Source organism: Allobosea sp. GW822-FHT05A11, assembly GCF_058800455.1.
In genome coordinates, this window is sequence record NZ_JBXAMI010000002.1 from 689,275 (window position 1) to 708,850 (window position 19,576).

At 66.9% G+C, this 19,576-nt stretch carries 19 protein-coding genes; 13 read left to right on the forward strand and 6 right to left on the reverse strand.

The annotated features are described in order from the left end of the window. Nucleotides 1–32 precede the first annotated feature (32 nt). The 10 genes from AC1RLU_RS08550 (at nt 33) to AC1RLU_RS08595 (ending at nt 8,702) form a co-directional block, all read left to right on the forward strand. Nucleotides 33–1,277 carry a threonine ammonia-lyase gene (locus AC1RLU_RS08550; protein ID WP_492794975.1) on the forward strand — a complete coding sequence of 415 codons (1,245 nt, stop codon included), beginning with the start codon at nt 33–35 and terminating at the stop codon, nt 1,275–1,277. 58 nt (nt 1,278–1,335) lie between these two features. Continuing rightward, complete coding sequence (locus tag AC1RLU_RS08555) at nt 1,336–1,809, forward strand: RDD family protein (RefSeq protein ID WP_185745235.1); 474 nt, start codon at nt 1,336–1,338, stop codon at nt 1,807–1,809. A gap of 114 nt (nt 1,810–1,923) precedes the next feature. Further along, complete coding sequence (locus tag AC1RLU_RS08560) at nt 1,924–2,688, forward strand: arginyltransferase (RefSeq protein ID WP_091855553.1); 765 nt, start codon at nt 1,924–1,926, stop codon at nt 2,686–2,688. 112 nt (nt 2,689–2,800) lie between these two features. Next, on the forward strand, nt 2,801–3,448 hold the full coding sequence (locus tag AC1RLU_RS08565; protein ID WP_492794977.1) for an RraA family protein: 648 nt from the start codon (nt 2,801–2,803) through the stop codon (nt 3,446–3,448). 30 nt (nt 3,449–3,478) lie between these two features. Further along, entirely contained in the window at nt 3,479–3,793 is a 315-nt protein-coding gene (locus tag AC1RLU_RS08570; RefSeq protein ID WP_142115231.1) for a UxaA family hydrolase, read from the forward strand. Beyond that, the gene (locus AC1RLU_RS08575) at nt 3,790–4,986 is read left to right on the forward strand and encodes a UxaA family hydrolase (RefSeq protein ID WP_492794979.1); all 1,197 of its coding nucleotides are present in this window, start codon (nt 3,790–3,792) and stop codon (nt 4,984–4,986) included. Before AC1RLU_RS08570 ends, AC1RLU_RS08575 begins: the two co-directional genes overlap by 4 nt. Nucleotides 4,987–5,046: 60 nt before the next feature. Then, nucleotides 5,047–5,436, forward strand: a complete 390-nt coding sequence (locus AC1RLU_RS08580) for a hypothetical protein (protein WP_492794980.1) — start codon at nt 5,047–5,049, stop codon at nt 5,434–5,436. A gap of 36 nt (nt 5,437–5,472) precedes the next feature. Beyond that, nucleotides 5,473–6,834, forward strand: a complete 1,362-nt coding sequence (locus AC1RLU_RS08585) for a PepSY-associated TM helix domain-containing protein (RefSeq protein ID WP_492794982.1) — start codon at nt 5,473–5,475, stop codon at nt 6,832–6,834. 154 nt (nt 6,835–6,988) lie between these two features. Beyond that, a complete protein-coding gene (locus tag AC1RLU_RS08590) occupies nt 6,989–8,011 on the forward strand; it encodes a DUF2336 domain-containing protein (RefSeq protein ID WP_492794984.1) in 1,023 nt (340 codons plus the stop codon). 91 nt (nt 8,012–8,102) lie between these two features. Continuing rightward, on the forward strand, nt 8,103–8,702 hold the full coding sequence (locus tag AC1RLU_RS08595) for an outer membrane protein (protein WP_061964086.1): 600 nt from the start codon (nt 8,103–8,105) through the stop codon (nt 8,700–8,702). 157 nt (nt 8,703–8,859) lie between these two features. On the opposite strand, the gene parC is transcribed toward AC1RLU_RS08595, so the two are convergent. The 3 genes from parC to AC1RLU_RS08610 form a co-directional block, all read right to left on the reverse strand. Continuing rightward, nucleotides 8,860–11,106 carry a DNA topoisomerase IV subunit A gene (parC, locus tag AC1RLU_RS08600; RefSeq protein WP_061964088.1) on the reverse strand — a complete coding sequence of 749 codons (2,247 nt, stop codon included), beginning with the start codon at nt 11,104–11,106 and terminating at the stop codon, nt 8,860–8,862. Nucleotides 11,107–11,227: 121 nt separating this feature from the next. Continuing rightward, on the reverse strand, nt 11,228–11,989 hold the full coding sequence (gene recO / locus AC1RLU_RS08605) for a DNA repair protein RecO (RefSeq protein WP_492794985.1): 762 nt from the start codon (nt 11,987–11,989) through the stop codon (nt 11,228–11,230). Between the two features lie 54 nt (nt 11,990–12,043). Next, on the reverse strand, nt 12,044–12,427 hold the full coding sequence (locus AC1RLU_RS08610) for a tautomerase family protein (protein WP_091855561.1): 384 nt from the start codon (nt 12,425–12,427) through the stop codon (nt 12,044–12,046). A 112-nt stretch (nt 12,428–12,539) separates the two neighbouring features. Here AC1RLU_RS08610 and AC1RLU_RS08615 point away from each other — a divergent pair, with 112 nt between their 5' ends. Continuing rightward, nucleotides 12,540–13,379 carry a LysR family transcriptional regulator gene (locus tag AC1RLU_RS08615; RefSeq protein WP_492794987.1) on the forward strand — a complete coding sequence of 280 codons (840 nt, stop codon included), beginning with the start codon at nt 12,540–12,542 and terminating at the stop codon, nt 13,377–13,379. A 110-nt stretch (nt 13,380–13,489) separates the two neighbouring features. Here the strand turns inward: AC1RLU_RS08615 and AC1RLU_RS08620 are convergent, their stop codons facing one another. The 3 genes from AC1RLU_RS08620 to AC1RLU_RS08630 form a co-directional block, all read right to left on the reverse strand. Beyond that, nucleotides 13,490–15,700 carry a RelA/SpoT family protein gene (locus tag AC1RLU_RS08620; RefSeq protein ID WP_492795247.1) on the reverse strand — a complete coding sequence of 737 codons (2,211 nt, stop codon included), beginning with the start codon at nt 15,698–15,700 and terminating at the stop codon, nt 13,490–13,492. Nucleotides 15,701–15,886: 186 nt separating this feature from the next. Then, nucleotides 15,887–16,276, reverse strand: a complete 390-nt coding sequence (gene rpoZ, locus AC1RLU_RS08625) for a DNA-directed RNA polymerase subunit omega (RefSeq protein WP_061964096.1) — start codon at nt 16,274–16,276, stop codon at nt 15,887–15,889. A gap of 102 nt (nt 16,277–16,378) precedes the next feature. Then, complete coding sequence (locus AC1RLU_RS08630) at nt 16,379–18,088, reverse strand: ATP-binding protein (protein WP_492794989.1); 1,710 nt, start codon at nt 18,086–18,088, stop codon at nt 16,379–16,381. A 213-nt stretch (nt 18,089–18,301) separates the two neighbouring features. Between AC1RLU_RS08630 and AC1RLU_RS08635 the strand changes: the two genes are divergently transcribed. Further along, nucleotides 18,302–19,051, forward strand: coding sequence for a pyridoxine 5'-phosphate synthase (locus tag AC1RLU_RS08635; RefSeq protein ID WP_492794990.1), 750 nt, complete (start codon nt 18,302–18,304; stop codon nt 19,049–19,051). A 69-nt stretch (nt 19,052–19,120) separates the two neighbouring features. Then, complete coding sequence (gene acpS, locus AC1RLU_RS08640; protein WP_061964102.1) at nt 19,121–19,522, forward strand: holo-ACP synthase; 402 nt, start codon at nt 19,121–19,123, stop codon at nt 19,520–19,522. Nucleotides 19,523–19,576: the final 54 nt, after the last annotated feature.

Genomic DNA, 19,576 nt, shown 5'->3' on the forward strand with positions numbered 1-19,576 from the left:
CCACCTGCGTCGACCGGAATCGAGACCCGAGCATGAGCGAGAGCTTCGCGATCACCCCCGAGGATATCGACGCAGCCGCCGGCCGGATCGCGGGGCATGTGCTGCGCACGCTGCTGGTGCCAGCGCCGCGCCTGTCGGAGCTGACGGGCGCGACCGTGCTGGTGAAGCACGAGAACATGCAGGCCACCGCCTCCTTCAAGGAGCGCGGCGCGGTCAACAAGCTACTCTCGCTGAGCGAGGCCGAGCGGGCGCGCGGCGTCATCGCGATGTCGGCAGGCAACCATGCCCAGGCCGTCGCCTACCACGCCAGGCGCTTCGGCACGCCTGCGACGATCGTGATGCCGGAGACGACGCCGCTGGTGAAAGTCGAGAACACCCGCGCCCATGGTGCCCGCGTCGTACTGCATGGCGAGACCCTCTACGAATGCGCCGACAAGGCTCACGAGCTCGCAGGCAGCGAGCAGCTCACCTTCGTCCACCCTTATGACGACGCGGCGGTGATGGCGGGGCAAGGGACGATCGCGCGCGAGATGCTGGCCGACGAGCCCGATCTCGACGTGCTGGTCATCCCGCTCGGCGGCGGCGGGCTGATGGCCGGCAACGCGATCGCGGCCAAGGCGATCAAGCCCGGCATCGAACTGATCGGCGTCGAGGCCGCGCTCTACCCGTCCTTCTTCAATGCCGTGCAGGCGCAGGACAAGCCGATCGGCGGGCCGACGCTGGCCGAAGGCATCGCAGTCAAGACCGTCGGCCAGCTCGCCCTGCCGGTGATATCGAGCCTCGTCGGCGACATCGTCCTCGTCGGAGAGGACCTGATCGAGCGCGCCGTCAACGCCTATGCGAGCCTTCAGCACAGCCTGGCCGAGGGGGCGGGCGCAGCGGGCCTTGCGGCGATGCTCAAGGAACCGGAGCGCTATGCCGGCCGCAAGGTCGGACTCGTGCTCACCGGCGGCAATATCGACACGCGCCTGCTCGCAGCGATCATGGTGCGCGAGCTGGAGCGCGAGGACCGCATCGTCGCCTTCCGCCTGACCACCAGCGACCGGCCGGGCCTGCTCGGCCGGATCGCGAGCCTGCTCGGCGAGGAAGGCGCCAATATCCTCGAGGTCAGCCATGGCCGCCTCTTCCTCGACGTGCCGGCCAAGGGCGTCTCACTCGACGTCACGGTGGAGACGCGCGGGGCAGCGCATTCGCGCGCGATCGAGGATGCGCTCGCCAAAAACGGCTTCGCACCACGGCGGATTCTGCCGCGCGGTCTTGCGGAACCGGCCCGTTGATCAAACATTATCTCCCGGGCGCCAATTTCCCGCGCGCCGATGGAGGATCGAAATCCCGATGAGCGATACCCGTTATGGCCAGCCGCCGATCACGGCGCTGGAGCCGCGTCCCTACCAGAACGTCAGCGGCGTTCTCGGCTCGCGACTGTTCGCCTGGCTCGTCGACATCGTCGCGTTGTTCTTTCTGGGCTGGCTGGTCTTCTTCCTGCTGTTCGCGCTCGGCATCGTCACCTTCGGCGCGACCTGGCTGCTGATTCCGATCGCCACGGTCGCGACCGCGCTCGGCTATGCCGCGCTGACGATCGGCGGGCGCAAGCAGTCGACCTGGGGCATGCGTATCGCGGGCTTGCGGGTCGAGACCGCTTCCGGCGGACGCCCCGACGGGCTCGCCGCTGCCGTGCATGCGCTGCTCTTCTATGTCGCGGCCGGCACCTTCCTGCTCTGGCTCGTCGACGTCGCCTGCGGCTTCGCCCGCGCGGACCGGCGCATGGGCCACGACCTGCTGACCGGACTGGTCGTCGTGCGCGCCTGACCGGTTGAGCCAGATCAAAAAGCCGAGAACCGCTTCCCGATCGGCCGCGCCGCGCTTGTTGCCGGTGCGGCCGATGCTACATTGAAGGTGGAAGCTTCCGGGGAGCCAACCGACGTGACGCGCCCATTGCGGGATGCCCCGCAATTCTACCTGACCTCGCCGACCGCGTGCCCCTATCTGCCGGGGCGCGAGGAGCGAAAGGTGTTCACGCACCTCGTCGGCTCGCAGGCGCGCGAGCTCAACGACGTGCTCTCGCAGGGCGGCTTCCGGCGCTCGCAGAGCATTGCCTACCGGCCGGCCTGCGAAATCTGCCGGGCTTGCGTCTCGGTCAGGGTCTGCGTCGACGATTTCCGCCTGTCGCGTAGTTTCCGCCGCGTGCTAGCCCGCAACAGCGACCTGATCGGCGAGGCCCTGCCGCCGCGACCGCGCTCCGAGCACTATTCCCTGTTCCGCTCCTATCTCGACGAGCGCCATCCCGATGGCGGCATGGCGACGATGTCGGCGCTCGATTTCGCGATGATGGTCGAGGACAGCCATGTCGAGACCAGCCTGATCGAATACCGCCGCCGCGGCCCCGATTCCGGCTTCACCGGACGCGGCGAAGGCGATCTCTTCGCGATGGCCCTGACCGATACGCTCAGCGACGGGCTCTCGATGGTTTATTCGGTCTATGACCCCGGTCTGGAGCTGCGCTCGCTCGGCACCTTCATGGTGCTCGACCATATCGCCCGGGCGCGCCGGCTCGGCCTGCCTTACGTCTATCTCGGCTACTGGGTCGAGGGCTCGCCCAAGATGGCCTACAAATCGCGCTTCCTGCCGCAGGAGCGCCTGATGCCGCAGGGCTGGGAGCGCGTCGACCACAACGATTCAACCGATTGAAACGCATTCGCGACGCGCGGAAAACGCGCTTGCCGCGCCTCGCTCCTCCCGACACTCTATCGCTAGCGGCCCGGCAGCAGATCCGCGCGACAGGGGCCGAACCGGAGGAATGATGAGCCAGGAACTGACCGACAGGCTGGAGCGCTGCTATACCGGCATCATCCACGACACGATGCGGGCGATGGGCCTGAAGGACTTCGTCCTGCCGCCGGAACTGCGCCCGCTCCTGCCCGGCCAGAAACTCGCCGGCCCCGCCTTTACGGTCGAGGGCAAGACCGGCGAATTCGACGCGCATGAGACGCTGCTGGGCTGGACCGGCCTGCTCTCCGCCGCCAAGCCCGGCCATGTCTGGGTCTGCCAGCCGAACACCAACGAGATCGCGCTGATGGGCGAGCTCTCGGCCGAGACGCTGAAGAACAAGGGCGTGCGCGGCTGCGTCATCGACGGTCTGTCACGCGATACCGAGTTCATGGTCGAGATGGGCTTCCAGGCCTATTTCAAGGCCTATACGCCACGCGACATCGTCGGCGCCTGGCTGCCCAAGGCGGTCGACGAGCCGATCAAGATCGGCGAGGTCTGGGTTCGGCCGGGCGACTACATCCTCGCCGACCGCGACGGCGTCGTCCGCATTCCCGTCGAGATCATCGAGGAGGTGCTGGACAAGTCGGAGACGGCGATCTCGGCCGAGAACAAGGTCCGCACCGCGATCCTCGCCGGCACCGATCCGCAGAAGGCCTATCTGCAATACGGCAAGTTCTGACGCGATCCCTCCTTCGAAGGGCGGCTCACCATGACCCACGATCCGCGCCTCATCCTGCTCGATCCGCGCGACAATGTCCTCGTCGCGCGGGTTCGGCTGAAAGCCGGCGAGAGCGTCGAGACCGGCGCCGGCCCGGCCGCGCTCGACCGCGACATCGCGCTCGCCCATAAGGTCGCGCGGCGCGCCATCGCAGCCGGCGAGAAGATCCTGAAATACGGCGCGCCGATCGGCGTCGCGACCGAGGCGATCGCGCCGGCCGCGCATGTCCATGTCCACAACATGCGCAGCGACTACACGCCGACCTACCATCTCGAAGACGAACGCAAGGCGGGAGCCTCGGCATGAGCACGATGCGCGGCTATCTCCGGTCCGACGGGCGCAAGGGCATCCGCAACACCGTCGCGGTCGCCTATCTCGTCGAATGCGCCCACCATGTCGCCCGCGAGATCGCCCTGCCCTGGCGCGAGGAAGGCGTCCACGCCATCGGCTTTCCCGGCTGCTACCCGAACCCCTATGCCGAGCGGATGATGGAGCAGCTCTGCACCCATCCGAATGTCGGCGCCGTGCTGCTCGTCTCGCTCGGCTGCGAGAGCTTCAACAAATACGCGCTGGAGCGGGCCGTGCGCGCCAGCGGGCGGCCGGTGAAGACCATCATCATCCAGGGCACCGGCGGCACCCGCGCTTCGATCCGCGAGGGCCGGGCCTGGATCGAGGAGCAGCGCGCCCTGCTCGACACGCAGGAGACCGTGCCGATGGCCGTCTCCGAACTCGTGATCGGCACGGTCTGCGGCGGCTCGGACGGCACCTCCGGCATCACCGGCAATCCGGCCGCCGGACGCGCCTTCGACCAGCTCATCGCCGAAGGCGCCGCCTGCATCTTCGAGGAAACCGGCGAATTGATCGGCTGCGAGCACATCATGGCGGCACGCGCGATTACGCCAGAACTCGGCGCCGAGCTGGAGAAATCCGTGGCCAAGGCGGCCCGCTATTACGCGACGCTGGGATACGGCTCCTTCGCCGCCGGCAATGCCGAGGGCGGGCTCTCGACCATCGAGGAGAAATCGATGGGTGCCTATGCCAAGTCGGGCGCCTCGCCGATCTCCGGCCTGATCAAGCCCGGCGACGTGCCGCCGCATGGCGGGCTCTACCTGCTCGACGTCGTGCCGGATGGCGAAGTGCGCTTCGGCTTCCCCAATATCAACGACAATGCCGAGATCGCCGAACTGATCGCCTGCGGCGCGCATTGCGTGCTGTTCGTGACGGGGCGCGGCTCGGTCGTCGGCTCGGCGATCTCGCCGGTGGTGAAAATCTGCGCCAATCCCGAGACCTACCGCCGGATGTCCGAGGATATGGATGTCGATGCCGGGCGCATCCTCGAAGGCCGTGCCGGGCTCGACGAGGTCGGCACCGAGATCCGCGATCTCGTCGTCTCGCTCGGCCAGGGCGGCCGGACCAAATCGGAAGAACTGGGCCATCAGGAATTCATCCTGACCTACAAGAGCTTCGAGCCGCTCGGCCCGGCCTGCCTGCCGGCATAAGCAAGGGCGCGTCACGAAGCCCGCTTCCGCTGGTCGAGCGGATTGGCTAAGCCTCGTCCCATGACGGGAACGGCAGGACGGACAAGCTGGCGGAGGAGCGCGATCGCGCTCGTCGCCGTCTATGTCCTCGTGCTGCAGACGACGCTGGTCGCGCTTGCGGCCGGCTTGTCGGCGCAGCCTTCGCCCGGCCTCCTGCATCCGCTCTGCGCGCCCGGCCAAACGGCTCCGTTCGACCCGGCTTCCGATAGCGGTGGCGCGAAACTGCCCGATTGCTGCGCGACGCTGTGCCTGTCGACGGCGATCGCGCTGCCGCCGCCATCTCCGGCCGCTGTCTTCGTGGCGCGCCGGCCCGCCGTCGCATTCGCCCGCCATCTGCCGTCCGAGCAAGTCTCGGCGCCGCCTGCGCCGGGCTATCCGCTGGGTGCCCGCGCTCCTCCTGTCCTGGTCTGAAGCCCTTCTCCCTTCAGCTCAGACCAGGATTTATCCATGACAATCGTCTCAACGGCGACGGCCGCGCCCGAACGCGCGGGCGGACCAGCCGCATCCGTCTATCGCGCCGTCTGGCGCTGGCATTTCTATGCCGGACTGATCACCCTGCCCTTCCTCATCCTGCTGGCCGTGACCGGCGGGCTCTACTTGTTCAAGGCTGAGATCGACGGCCTGATCCATCGCGACGTCAAACAGGTCGAGGCCCGCATGACGGGCGAGCGGCCGCCCAGCGAGATCGTGGCGCAAGCGGTGAAGGCCTTCCCCGGCCAGGCCGTGAAATTCATCCCGCCGGAAAGCGCGACCGCCTCCGCCGAGGTCACCATCCGCGATGCGGCGGGGGCGCGGATGGTCGTCTATATCGATCCCTACGATGCCCGCGTGCTTGGCCAGATTCCGGACAAGGGCACGGTGATGTGGGTGATCCGGCAGATCCACAGCCTCGCCTATTTCGGGCCGGTCGCGAATGGCGCCATCGAGATCGCCGGCGGCTGGGCGATCCTGCTGGTGCTGACCGGCCTCTATCTGTGGTGGCCGCGCAAGCAGAGCGGCGGGGTGGTCACGGTCAGGGGCAAGCCGCGCCAGCGCGTGTTCTGGCGCGATCTTCATGCCGTGACCGGGCTCGTCGCCGGTGGCTTCATCCTGTTCCTGGCGATCACCGGCATGCCCTGGTCGGTGCTGTGGGGCAACAAGGTCAACCAATGGGCCAACGGCCATAATTTCGGCTATCCGGCCGGTGTCCGCGTTGCCCTGCCGATGTCGGACGAGCATCTCGCCCATGTCGCACCGACCACATGGTCGCTGGAGCAGGCCAAACTACCGGTATCGCAGGTTGCAGGGGGCGAACCGATCGGCCTCGACGCCGCCGTCGCGGCCTTCGACCGTCTGGGCCTGACCCGCGGCTATGCCGTCAATCTCCCGGGCGGTCCGGGCGGCGTCTATACCGGCTCGGTCTACCCGAAGGACATGGCGCTCCAGCGCGTCATCCATCTCGACCAGTATAGCGGCAAGCCCCTGATCGACATGAGTTATGCTGATTACGGCCCGCTCGGCAAGGCGCTGGAATGGGGCATCAATGTCCATATGGGCCAGGAATTCGGGCTGGCGAACCAGCTCGTGCTGCTGGCTGCCTGCCTGGCTATCGTCCTGCTCTGCATCTCCGCGCTGGTGATGTGGTGGAAGCGGCGTCCGCAAGGGTCGCTCGGCGTGCCGCCGCTGCCTGCGGAGAAGGCGACGCTGCGGGGGGTCGTCGCACTGCTCGCCATCGGCGGGCTCGCCTTTCCGCTGGTGGGCCTGTCGCTCATCGTCATGGTCGCAGTCGACGGTATTCTGGTAAGAAAAATGCAACCTATAGGTGCATAAATGAAGATGCCTGCCTCTCCGAGCGGCAGGCCTCCACGGTCTGAACAACGGGGCACCATCGCCCCGTTGTTCAGATAAAGAGCGTTGTCGCCTTAAGAGTAAATCAAGCCGGACCTGCGCAGAGTGCTGCCACTGCTTTGCCGTGGGAGCCATCATGCTGCGTAACCTGACCCGGATGCCGGCGGACATGTCGTCGGATTCGCGCCGGCAGCTTCTCCATGCCGTCACGGACCTGTTCCTGCTCGACCACGACCCCAACGAGGCCGCGAAGGAGCATTACGGGGAGATCGCGGCAGGCTCGCTCGGCCATCTCGGCGACGAGGATCGCAAGGGCTATGCCGACCGCGTCGCCACCATGCCGACCCTGCCGCACAATGTCGCCGTTACGCTCGGCGGCGACAGCAATGCCGAGGTCGCGCGGCTGGTGCTGTCACTTTCCCCGGTCCTGACCGATACCGACCTCGCCGCGATCGCCGTCAGCCAGTCGCAGCAGCACCTCGTCGCCATCGCCGAGCGTGCGCGCCTGTCCGAGGGCGTCACCGACATCCTGGTCGAGCGCGGCGACCAGAAGGTGCTGCATACCGTCAGCGCCAACGAAGGCGCGGCCTTCTCCGATCGCGGCTTCGACCGGCTGCTCGAACGCGGCGAGGGCGACGCCGCCATCACCGACGCGCTCGCCCGCCGCTCCGATCTCGCGCCGAACCGGGCCCAGCGCGTGCTGCGGATCGTCGAGCAATTCTCTGACGGCGGCGGCGCGGCGCCTGCCTCGGACGCGAATGTCTCGCTCGCCCGGCAGGCCCGCCAGCAACGCCTCGAGGTCAAGCTCCTGCTCTCCGATCTCGCCGCCAAGGTGCGCGAAGTCGACGACGTGCTCACCATGCTGGCGGACGAGGATCGCGCCTATCACCTCTCGCAGGTGCTCGCGGAAATCGGCGGCATCTCGATCGAACAGGCGCTGCGCGTGCTGATGCAGCGGGATTCCAGCGGCATCGCCGTCGCCTGCCGCTCGCTCGGCATCGGCTCCACCGCCTTCCGCGCCATCCTGCAATTGCGGGCACGGCGGCTCTATTTCTCCTCCCGCGACGTCGACGACGATGTCGACGCCTATGACAAGCTCGATCTCGCGACGGCGGAGCGGACCCTGCGCTTCCTCAAGCTCAGGACCAAGATCGCCTGAGGCGCGGCCGGGCCCGGCCACAAAACCGCGACATTCGCCCCGCTCCATGCTAGCTTCCAACGGGGCACGCTGTCGCGAGGACGCTTTCGACGTGAGATTTCCGCTTCTTTCCGCCGCGACGCTCGCCGCCTTGCTGGGAGCCGGCGCATCGGCTGAGGCGCAGGCGCTCCTGCCTCTCTCCGGCTTCGCGCCGCTGCCCTCCTTCGCCTGGGACCAGCCCAGCCTCTCGCCGAAATGGGAGGGGTCCTATGCCCGAATCTCCTCGGGCTTCCAGGTCACCAGCGGCAAGCACATGCGCACCAGCGCCGGGCCGACGATCGGGCTTGAAGCCGGGACGATGCGGCGGGAAGGCAATTTCGTCTATGGCATCGCCGGCGCGATCGACTACATGCCGGCCATGGGCGGCTACGGCTATCCGAGCTTCGGCAATGCCGCCTATACGCGCGACCTCGCCGGCGCCTTCAAGGTCAAGGCCGGCGTCCTGGTGACGCCTGACGTCATGCTCTACACCACGGTCGGCATGAGCGCGGCCAACGAGACCTGGCGCTTCGGCCCCACCAATTTCTCCTCGCCTTTCAGCCGCAGCAGCATCGCCGTGCGGCCCGAGGCCCGCGCCGGCGTGCTCTGGGCCGTCACCGACAAGATCACGATGGGTCTCGAAGTCGGCGTCGTCGGCGAGGCGATCCGCTGAGGATTTGATTCAGGCGGTTACGGGATTGATTCCGCTTTCTCGCATAAGCTTTTGATCTGGCGTCGTTCTCGGGCTTGATCCGAGAATCTCATGCCGGGAGTGTGCTGGTTTCCGAGAGGCTCGGGTCAAGCCCGAGCATGACGCGGGGCGCCTCCCCTCATCCCCCGAACGTATTGCTCTTCGGGAAGCCCTTGGGCGGCAGGCGGCCGGCTTCGGCGCGGTGGCCGAGCCATTCCAGCAGATCGGCCTGCGTCACCGTCCAGGTCCGGCCGGAGGTGTCGAGCCAGGTCAGCCCCTCGGCAAGGTTGAAGGTCTTCGCGTCGGAGAGGCCGCCATCCTTGTAGCGCTGCAGGCGCACGCCCTTGCCGCGGCCCATCTCCGCGACTTCCGAGATCGGGAAGCAGAGCAGTTTGCGGTTCTCGCCGATGATCGCGACATGGTCGCCATCGGCCGGCACCGCCAGCACCGCGACCGTCTTGCCATCGACATTGAGCACCTGCCGCCCTTTACGGGTATTGGCGACGACATCGTCGGCCGGCGCGACAAAGCCCCTGCCCTCGCTCGTGACCATCAGCAGCTTCGAGCCCGGCTTGTACGGGAAGGCAGAGACGATCTCGGCCGTCTCCTCCAGTTCGATCATCAGGCGGATCGGATCGCCGAAGCCGCGCCCGCCCGGCAGCTTGGAAGCATCCAGCGTGAAGACCTTGCCGTTCGAGGCCAGCACCAGCACCTTCGCCGTGGTCTCGGTGAAGAAGGCGGTCTGGAGCGCGTCGTCTCCCTTGAAGGAGAAGCTGGAGCGGTCCTGGACATGGCCTTTCAGCGCCCTGATCCAGCCCTTCTTCGAGATGACCACGGTGATCGGCTCGCGCTCGACCATGGCCTGGGTCAGGTCGATATCGGTGGTGTCCGGCATGTCCGCGAAATCGGTGCGGCGCTTGCCGATCGCCGTTTCCGGGCCGAAAGTCTTCTTCACCTGCCGGATATCCCAGGCGATCGTCTTCCACTGCGTCGCCTCGGAGGCGAGCAGGCCTTCGACCTGCTCCTTCTCCTTGGTCAATTCGTCGAGCTCGGTCTTGAGCTGCATCTCCTCGAGCTTGCGCAAGGCACGCAGCCGCGTATCGAGGATCGCGTTGGCCTGGACTTCCGTGAGCTCGAAATACCGCATCAGCTCGATCTTCGGCTCGTCCTCCTCGCGGATGATTTTGATCACCCGGTCGAGGTCGAGATAGACGATCAGCAGACCGCGCAGGATTTCGAGGCGCTTGTCGATCTGGCCGAGCCGGAAGCGCGAGCGCCGCTGCAGCACCTCGCGGCGATGGTCGAGCCAGGCACGCAGCGCCTCGGCAAGGCCGAGCACGCGCGGCACCAGCCCACCGGTCAGCACGTTCATGTTCATCGAAATACGCGCTTCGAGCTCGGAGAGCCGGAACAGCGATTCCATCATCAGGTTGGGATCGACATTGCGGGCGCGCGGCTCGATGACGATGCGGATGTCTTCGGCGGACTCGTCGCGCAGGTCGGCGACCAGCGGCAGCTTCTTGTCATTGAGCAGTTCGGCGATCTTCTCGATCAGCCGGCCCTTCGAGACCATGTAGGGGATCTCGGTGACGACGACCTGCCAGGCACCACGGTCGAGATCCTCCTTCACCCAGCGGGCGCGGGTGCGGAAGGCGCCGCGGCCGGTGCGGTAGGTCTCCGCCATCGAGGCGCGGGTCTCGACGATGATACCGCCGGTCGGGAAATCCGGGCCGGGGACGAAGGTCATGAGCTGTTCGGAAGAGGTTTCCGGATGCTGGATCAGGTAGAGCGCGGCGTCGCAGAGCTCGGCCGCGTTGTGCGGCGGGATCGACGTCGCCATGCCGACCGCGATGCCCTGCGAGCCGTTGGCGAGCAGATTCGGGAAGGCGGCCGGCAGCACGACCGGCTCCTCGTCCTCGCCGTTATAGGTCTCGCGGAAATCGACCGCGTCCTCGTCGATGCCCTCGAGGAGGAGCCGCGCGACCTCGGTCATGCGCGCTTCGGTGTAACGATAGGCGGCGGCGTTATCGCCGTCGATATTGCCGAAATTGCCCTGCCCGTCGACGAGCGGATAGCGCTGGGCGAAATCCTGGGCGAGGCGCACCAGCGCATCGTAGACCGACTGGTCGCCATGCGGGTGGAACTTGCCGATGACGTCGCCGACGATGCGGGCGCATTTCTTGTGGACCTGGCCGGGATCGAGCCGGAGCAGCCGCATCGCGTGCAGGATGCGACGGTGGACCGGCTTCAGCCCATCGCGCGCATCCGGCAGGGCGCGATGCATGATGGTGGAGAGCGCATAGGCGAGATAGCGCTCTTCGAGCGCCGATTTCAGATCGATGCGCTCGGCTTCATCTTCCGGCGGCGGATCGACCGGTTTGCCCATGCTGCGTCAGCCCTCGTCTCGTCGTATTTCGCGCGGTCTCTATGGCACAGCGCGAGTCGCCCCGCCAGAACAATGCAGGTACGAAGCGGCCCGCGCAAACGCGGAAGCCGCTATTTCGCGCTTAGTCGGTGGATGATTCGGCCGAGGGCGAATTCGCCGCAGCGCGCGTCGCCAATTCGACCAGTCGCGCCCGCTCCGGAGGCTCGCGCAGGCCACGCGGATCCAGGATGTGGCGGCGCAGGAAGAAGCCGGTCAGGGCGAAGCCCGCGAGGATATCGGCCGGCGAAGGGCGGCGCCCGCCCTGCCCCTCGACGAGGAACGCTGGCAGCTTCAACAGGCGATCGAGATAGGGTTGCGCTGCCCGCCGGCTGACGGCCTTGCCGGATTTCGGCGAGACATGGCTGAGATCGTCAGGCGAGCCGGTGACGGCGCAGCGCGCCAGATCGAGCCCGAAGCCGAGTTCGGTGAGCATCGCCAGTTCGAAGCGGATGACCAGGGCCGGCGCCATCTCCGCCTCGTCGAGATGAGCGACGAGAACGGAGAGCCCTTCATGGAGGCCGGGATGCGGATCGCGCTCCGGCAGGAGGCGGAGCAGGCCGGCGATCGTGCCGAGGCCATAGAGCGCGACCGGCGCGGCGATCAGGCGCGCGGCATGCGACGTCAGCAGCTCGACCTTGTACTCGCCGAGATGCTCGTCGAGCCGGGCGCGCCAGGTCAGCGAGACATGATTGCCTGGCTGGAGCGAGGCTTGCGCCTTGGCCGAGCGCCCGCCCCTGACCAGGCCGAGATGGCGGCCATGCCCGCGCGTCATCGCCTCCAGGATCACGGCGCTCTCGCCATGAGCCTTGAGGCCGATGATCGTGCCCTCGTCGGTCCATTCCATGAGGACAGGATTTAGGGCAGGAGCGCTTCGGAGGGAACCGCGGGCGCAGCGCCTTCAGGCTACGTATTGCGCGATGCCGCCGCCGAAGGACCAGTCCTCGCGCTTGACCTCGACGAGGTTGATGAAGACGTCGTCGGGCCTGAGGCCTGGTTCGCGGGCGAGGTTCGCGGCGATAGCCGCATAGAGCTTCTTCTTCTGCGTCACGCCGCGGGTATTGGCGACGGTGAGCTGAATGATCACCAGGCTCTCGCTGCGGTTGAAGCCGAAATAGTTGGCGTCGAAGACGAACTCGTCGGCGTCGTGCTGGTGGACGATGGCGAAGAGGTCCTTCTCGGGAACCTCGAAGGTCTCGCGCAGCGCCTTGTAGACGCCGTCGACGATGGCGGCGGGCTCGGAGGCCGGGCGGCCACGGCGCATGGAAATCCGGATCAGGGGCATGGCTCGTTTCCTTGTCGAGGCGCGACAGCGCCTTTCGAGGGCAACCCTAGGCCAGCTCCAATGATCTGAAAACCATATCTATCTCTATATCAATGATATGGTATAATGATGTATGATTTCACTGGATATCGACGCCGTCGCCTCCTTCCTGCGCGCGGCCGAGCTGAAAAGCTTCACCCGCGCCGCCGAGGCGCTCGGCACCACGCAGTCGCTGATCAGCACGCGCGTGAAACGGCTGGAAGACGGGCTCGGCCGTTTGCTGCTGCAGCGTCATCCCCGGCTCGTCCGCCTGACGGCCGAGGGCGAGCGCTTCCTGCCTGCCGCGCGCGACTTGCTGGCGGCGCATGGCAAGGCGCTCTCGGCCTTCACGGTGGCGCCGGAGCATATTGCGGTCGGCATCAGCGAACAGGCTGTTGGTGCCGAGGTTCCGGCGGTGCTGGCGCGCCTTGCCGCCCATGATCCCGGCATCGTGATCAATCTCAGGATCGAGCCGTCACGGGCTCTGGAGGAGGCGTTCGAGCGGGGCGAACTCGATGTCGTGGTCGTCCGCCGGCTTGGGCCGGGCCGCACCGGAGAGGTCCTGCGCAATGATGCCGTCGGCTGGTTCGCGGCACCCGATCTCGTAAGGCAAGCCGACGCGCCGGTGCCGCTCGTCAGTCTCGTCGCCGAATGCCGCCTGCGCCGGCACAGCATGGACGCGCTCGATCGCGCCGGTATCGCCTGGCGCGAGGCCTTCGTCGGCGGCGGCATGGCGGCGGTCGCGGCCGCCGTTCAGGTCGGGCTCGGCGTCTCGCCGCTGGCCGCGCGGATCGCGCCGGCGGGCAGCGTGGATGTCGGGCCCGCATGGGGCCTGCCGTCGCTCGGCGGATCGCAGGTCGTGCTCAGAAGCAATGTCGCGACGCCACGCGCGGGCGCCTTCGTGCGCGAGTTGGCGGCGGCGTTCCGGGGATAATCCCGTCATTCTCGGGCGACGCGCAGCTTCGACCCGAGAATCTCATGACGAGACGAGCTGGTTTCCGTCATGCTCGGGTCAAGTCCGAGCATGACGGCGTTGGCAGCGCCCTACCCGACGACGCGCTCCACGCGGCTGATCACACGCTTCTCGCGCAACTCGCTGATGATCGCCGAGAGATGCTTCAGGTCCCAGACCGTGAGGTCGATGGTGACGTCGGTGAAGTCCGGGTTCGGCCGGTTCATCGAAACGGAGTCGATGTTGCCGTCATGCTCCGCGATCGTCGTGGTGATCTGGGCGAGCGAGCCGGGCTCGTTGATCGACTTCAGGGCGATGCGGGCCGGAAAGCGCTGCGGCGCCTTGTCGTCCAGGTCCCAGCGGACATCGAGCCAGCGATCGGGCTCGTTGTCGAAGGCGGCGAGCGCCGGCGACTGGATCGGATAGATCGTCACCCCCTCGCCCGGCGTCAGGATGCCGACGATGCGGTCTCCCGGTACGGCCCCGCCCTGCGGCGCGAAGCGCACCGGCAGGTCGCCGCCAAGGCCCCGAATCGGGATGGCGGTGTCCGGCTCCTCGCCCGGCAGTTTGAACTTGAGGTTCTCGCCCTTGCGCAATTCGAACCAGCCCTTGCCATCGGCAGCGGCGCCCGGCTTGCCCTCAGTCGAGACACGCTTCTCCGGTTCGAGATCCGGGTAGACCGCCTTGACGACGTCGCCCGAATACATCTCGCCGCGCCCGACTGCTGCCAGCACGTCGTCCACGGTGTTGCGGGCGAGGCGCTTCAGCGCCGCCTTGAGCTTGTCGTCCGAGAAGGCGCGCTCGGCGCGCGAGAAGGCGCGTTCGAGAATCTGGCGGCCGAGGCCGGCATATTGGCGGCGGACCGCGGTGCGGGTGGCACGGCGGATGGCGGCGCGCGCCTTGCCGGTGACGACGAGCGATTCCCAGGCGGCCGGAGGGGCCTGCCCGTCGGCGCGGGTGATCTCGACCTCGTCGCCGTTCTGCAACTCGGTCAGCAGCGGGGCGATGCGGCCATTGATCTTGGCGCCGACGGCGCCGTTGCCGACATCGGTATGGACGGCATAGGCGAAGTCGATCGGCGTCGCGCCGCGCGGCAGGGCGATGAGCCGCCCCTTCGGCGTGAAGCAGAAGACCTGGTCGTGGAAGAGCTCGAGCTTGGTATGTTCGAGGAACTCTTCCGGGCTGTCACCCTCGGCCAGCAGGTCGACGGTGCGGCGCAGCCATTGATAGGCGCGGCTCTCGTCAGCCAGGCTGATCGGCTCGCCGGCCCGGCCATCCTTGTAGTGGGCATGCGCGGCGATGCCGTATTCGGCGATGCGGTCCATGTTGTCGGTGCGGATCTGCAATTCGACGCGGCTATGGCCGGGCCCGACGACGGTCGTATGGATCGAACGGTAGTCGTTCTGCTTGGGCGTCGAGATGTAGTCCTTGTAGCGGCCCGGCACCATCGGCCAGGTCATGTGGACGATGCCGAGCACGCGGTAGCAATCCTCCGGCTTCGCGACGATGACGCGGAAGCCGAAGATGTCGGAGAGCTGCTCGAAGGAGACGGATTTCCGCTCCATCTTCTTCCAGATCGAATAGGGCCGCTTGCGGCGCCCGAAGACCTCGGCCCGGATACCGCTGGCGGCGAGCTTGCCCTTCAGGTCCTCCTCGATCTCGCCGATGACCTTGCCCTCCCGCACGGTCACCTCCTCCAGCCGCTTGGTCACGGTGGCATGGGCCTCGGGCTTGATGTGGCGGAAGGAGAGTTCCTCCAGCTCCTCGCGCAGTTCCTGCATGCCCATCCGCCCGGCGAGCGGGGCGTAGATCTCGATCGTCTCCTCGGCGATGCGCAGGCGCTTCTCGGGCGGGACGAAATGCAGGGTGCGCATATTGTGCAGCCGGTCGGCGAGCTTGACCAGCAGGACGCGGATATCCTCGGCGATGGCGAGCAGCAGCTTGCGGAAATTCTCGCCCTGCGCCGCCTTCTTCGAGACGAGGTCGAGCTTCTTGATCTTGGTGAGGCCGTCGACCAGCCGGCGGATATCCGGCCCGAACATGGTCTCGATCTCTTCCAGCGTCGCGGCCGTATCCTCGACCGTATCGTGCAGGACGGCGGCGACGATGGTGGCGTCATCGAGCTTGAGATCGGTCAGGATCGCCGCGACTTCGAGGGGATGCGCGAAGAACGGATCGCCGGAGGCGCGCTTCTGCGTGCCATGCGCGCGCATGGCATAGACATAGGCCCGGTTGAGCAGGTCCTCGTCGGTATTCGGATTGTAGCTCCTGACCCGGTCAACGAGCTCGTATTGCCGCATCATGCCCATGCGGGCCCCAGCCTCATCCTGCGATCATTGCAACACATTATTATTTGCACAGGCATTGGCGGCAGCAAGGCGTTTTCCGGAAGGGGGCCATGAAAAAAGCCCGGCACTGCCGGGCTTTAGCGGAAAACGGTGAACAATCGATTCACATTCGATCAGCGCACCGGATTTCCTGACCGAGGATCAGTCCTCGTCGTCGGCGCTCTCGGTCGGCGGCACGAGGCCGTCGAGGCCGCGCAGAAGGTCTTCTTCGCTCATGCGGTCGAACTGGACTTCGCTGTCGGGCGTCGCAGCGCTGGTGGGGCTGGCGAGCAGCGGAACGGTCTCCAGCTCCGGCTCATCGACCTCGACATGCTTCTGCAGCGAGTGGATCAGGTCTTCCTTCAGATCCTCGGGCTTGAGCTTCTCGTCGGCGATCTCGCGCAGTGCGACGACGGGATTCTTGTCGTTGTCGCGGGTGACGAGGATCGACGAGCCCGACTGGATCATCCGCGCGCGGTGGCTGGCGAGCAGCACCAGCTCGAAGCGGTTCTCGACCTTGTCGATGCAGTCTTCAACGGTAACGCGAGCCATGGCCGGCTTCTTCCGATCTCAGCGATGCAGGGAATGGATTGAGCACGGCCTTACAGGCAAAGCCACAGCGATGCAAGAATTTCACTCGCCGCCGGCACCGTGTCAGGAGCCCATGCGGCGCACCATGTCGTCCAGTGTCGGTTCGAACCGGCTCGTGACCTCGCCGCCGCGCGCGCCCATCGCCGGCAGCTCGTGCGGCTTGAGCTCGGCGAAGCGCATCCGCATCGTGGTGGCGACGCCCTCGCCGAAGGCGATCGCCTCACGATTGCCGATCGAGGACAGGAAATTGATCGTGCTGGCGGAGGCGTCGGAGATCGCCGAGCGGATGATCTGCTGGTCGCGCTCGTTGGCCAGCCGCATCGCGAAGATGGTCGAGCATTGCGACAGGATGGTCGGGTCGAGCTCGCCCGGGCGTTGCGTCACGATGCCGAGATAGGCGCCGTATTTGCGGCCTTCCTTGGCGATGCGGGCAAGGGCCTGGCGCGTCGGGGAGAAGCCGAGCGAAGGGTCCGAGGGGACATAGCGATGCGCCTCCTCGCACAGCACCAGGATCTCGCAGGCGCCCTGACTGGCGGTGGCGAGATCGAAGGCCAGGCGCGACAGCACCGAGGCCACCGCATTGACGACCTCGCCCGGCAAGCCGCCGAGCTGGAACGCCGTGATCGGCCGGCCATGCATCGGGATGCGGAAGATCTGGGCCAGGATCGGCGCGACGGTCTCGTACATGTTCGCCCGCCCGAACATGAAGCGGTAGCGCGGATCGGCATGCAGCGATTCCAGCCGCACCTTGAGCGAACGCAGGGCCGCGCGGGGCCAGCGCTGCTCGTGCAGGCCGATCAGCTCGTCGATGACCGTGAAGACGTCCTTCAGCCGATAGGGGGTGACCGCATCGACAGGCCCGACCTGCGGTGTATCAGCCGACTGGCGCGCGATGCCGAGATCCAGCGGACGCTTCAACAGGCTCGAGCCGAGATCGCGCGCCCTATCCTGCGCATTGGGCATGCGGTAACGCGCCCGCGCGGCCGAGACGACCTCGCGCAAGATGTCCGGCTCGTCGTCGAGGGCGGCGCGCGCCCGAAACACGACATCGGCCAGCTCATCCTGCTTGAACATCCAGAATGGCAGATCCAGGCTTTCGCCGTCGATGGTCAGGGCGAGGTCGGGAAAGGCGCTGGAATATTCGTTGTGCGGATCGAGGATCAGCACGCGCAGGCGCGGCCGCACCGAGACGGCACGGCGCAGCAGCAGCGCAACCGCGCTCGACTTGCCGACGCCGGTCGTCCCGACCAGCGCGAAATGGCGCGAGAGCATGTCCTGGACGCTGACGGTCGCAGGGATGCTCGCGTCCTGCGTGACATGGCCGATCTCGACGCCGGCGCGGTCGCCGAGGTCGTGCACGAGCGCGAGATCGCCGGAGCGGATGCGATGGGCGATCGCGCCGATCGGCGGAAAGTTGCTGATGCCGCTCTGGAAACGCAGCCGGCCCTCAGCGCTTTCCAAGACCTCGCCAAGAAACTCCACCTCGACCCGGATCGGGTTCTCCTCCGCCTCGTTCCAGGCGTCGTCGACGGCCTGCAGCTTGTAGACCAGCGCGACGATGCGGCTCGAACCCAGGTTGATCGACACCATACGGCCGATGGCCCAGGCATCGGTCGCCAGCCAGTTGCCGGTCGAGACCGCGCTGAGGATCGTGGCACGCGAGCCGTCGCAAGCGATGACGCGGCCGAGCGCCCGATCCGGCGGCTGATGGCCATCGCGCCTGTCCGGCTGAACATCCGTGTGGAAAGTCGCGTTCTTCAGTGGGAGTTGCATCGGCCCGATTGAATTCTGCAATGTCGGATGTCGACGTTACGGAGTTCCGGTTACGATTACCTTCACGCGGAGCGTTTATTCCGCTTCATCGAATGGTAATGGTTCGGCACGCTTTCGGACCGATCACAATTCGTGAGCCCGGCATCACAATCCCTGCATTGAGCCGGTGCGCTGCTTTCGTCTAAGCAGGACGCAAGAACACAGGGGGGCACCATGGCCGATCGGCTGCGTCTTGGCATCAATATCGACCACGTCGCCACGGTGCGAAACGCGCGCGGAGGCGCCCTGCCCGACCCGCTCCGGGCGGCGCATCTCGCGATTGCCGCCGGCGCGGACGGCATCACCGCCCATCTGCGCGAGGACCGGCGCCATATCCGCGACGCCGACATGGAGCGCCTCGCCACCGAACTGACCAGGCCGCTCAATTTCGAGATGGGCGCCACCCCCGAAATGATCGCGCTGGCGGAGCGGCTGAAGCCGCATGCGGCCTGCCTCGTGCCGGAGAAGCGCGAGGAGCGCACCACGGAGGGCGGGCTCGATGTCGTCGGGCAGGAGAGCCACCTGACGCCGGCGATCGCCCGGCTGAAGGCGGCCGGCTGTCGCGTCTCGCTGTTCATCGAGCCGGACGAGGCGCCGATCGCAATGGCCGCCAAGCTCGGCGCGCCGGTCATCGAACTGCATACCGGAAGCTGGTGCCATGCCGTCCTGGATGGCGAGGCAGCGAAGGCGAAGGTCGAGTTCCAGCGCCTGACGGACGGCGCCGCTCTGGGTGCGAAGCTCGGCCTTGAGGTCCATGCCGGGCACGGGCTCGACTACGACACGGCCCGCTCGCTCGCCCGGGTACCGGCCTTCGTCGAGTTCAATATCGGCCACTTCCTGATCGGCGAGGCTATCTTCATCGGCCTCGAAGCGGCGATCCGCCGGATGCGGCAGGCGATGGACGAGGGCCGCGCCGGGGGCTGAACGACCGCTCCCGCCTTTTCAGCTCCGGAAGCGGTTCCTGTCAGGCGAAAAGCGCGCTACATCGCGAGCATGATCCTCGGCATCGGCTCCGACCTCTGCGACATCCGCCGGATCGAGCGCTCGCTCGAACGCTTCGGCGATCGTTTCACCGAACGCGTCTTCACCGAAGGCGAGCGCACGAAATCCGATCGTCGCGCGACCCGTGCCGCCTCCTACGCCCGACGCTTCGCAGCCAAGGAGGCCTGCTCGAAAGCGCTGGGCACCGGCTTGCGCGCCGGTGTCTTCTGGCGCGACATGGAGGTGGTCAACCTGCCGGGCGGACGCCCGACGCTGCGCCTGACCGGAGGCGCCGCCGAGCGGCTGAAGGCCATGACCCCACCAGGCCATGAAGCCTTCGTCCATGTCTCGCTGACAGACGACCCGCCTTTGGCGCAAGCCTTCGTGGTGATCGAGGCCCGGCCGGTCGCCTGAGGCACCCTCGCTTCGTGCGAAAGCCGCCGCCATTCCGGGGCACCGCATCGCGAT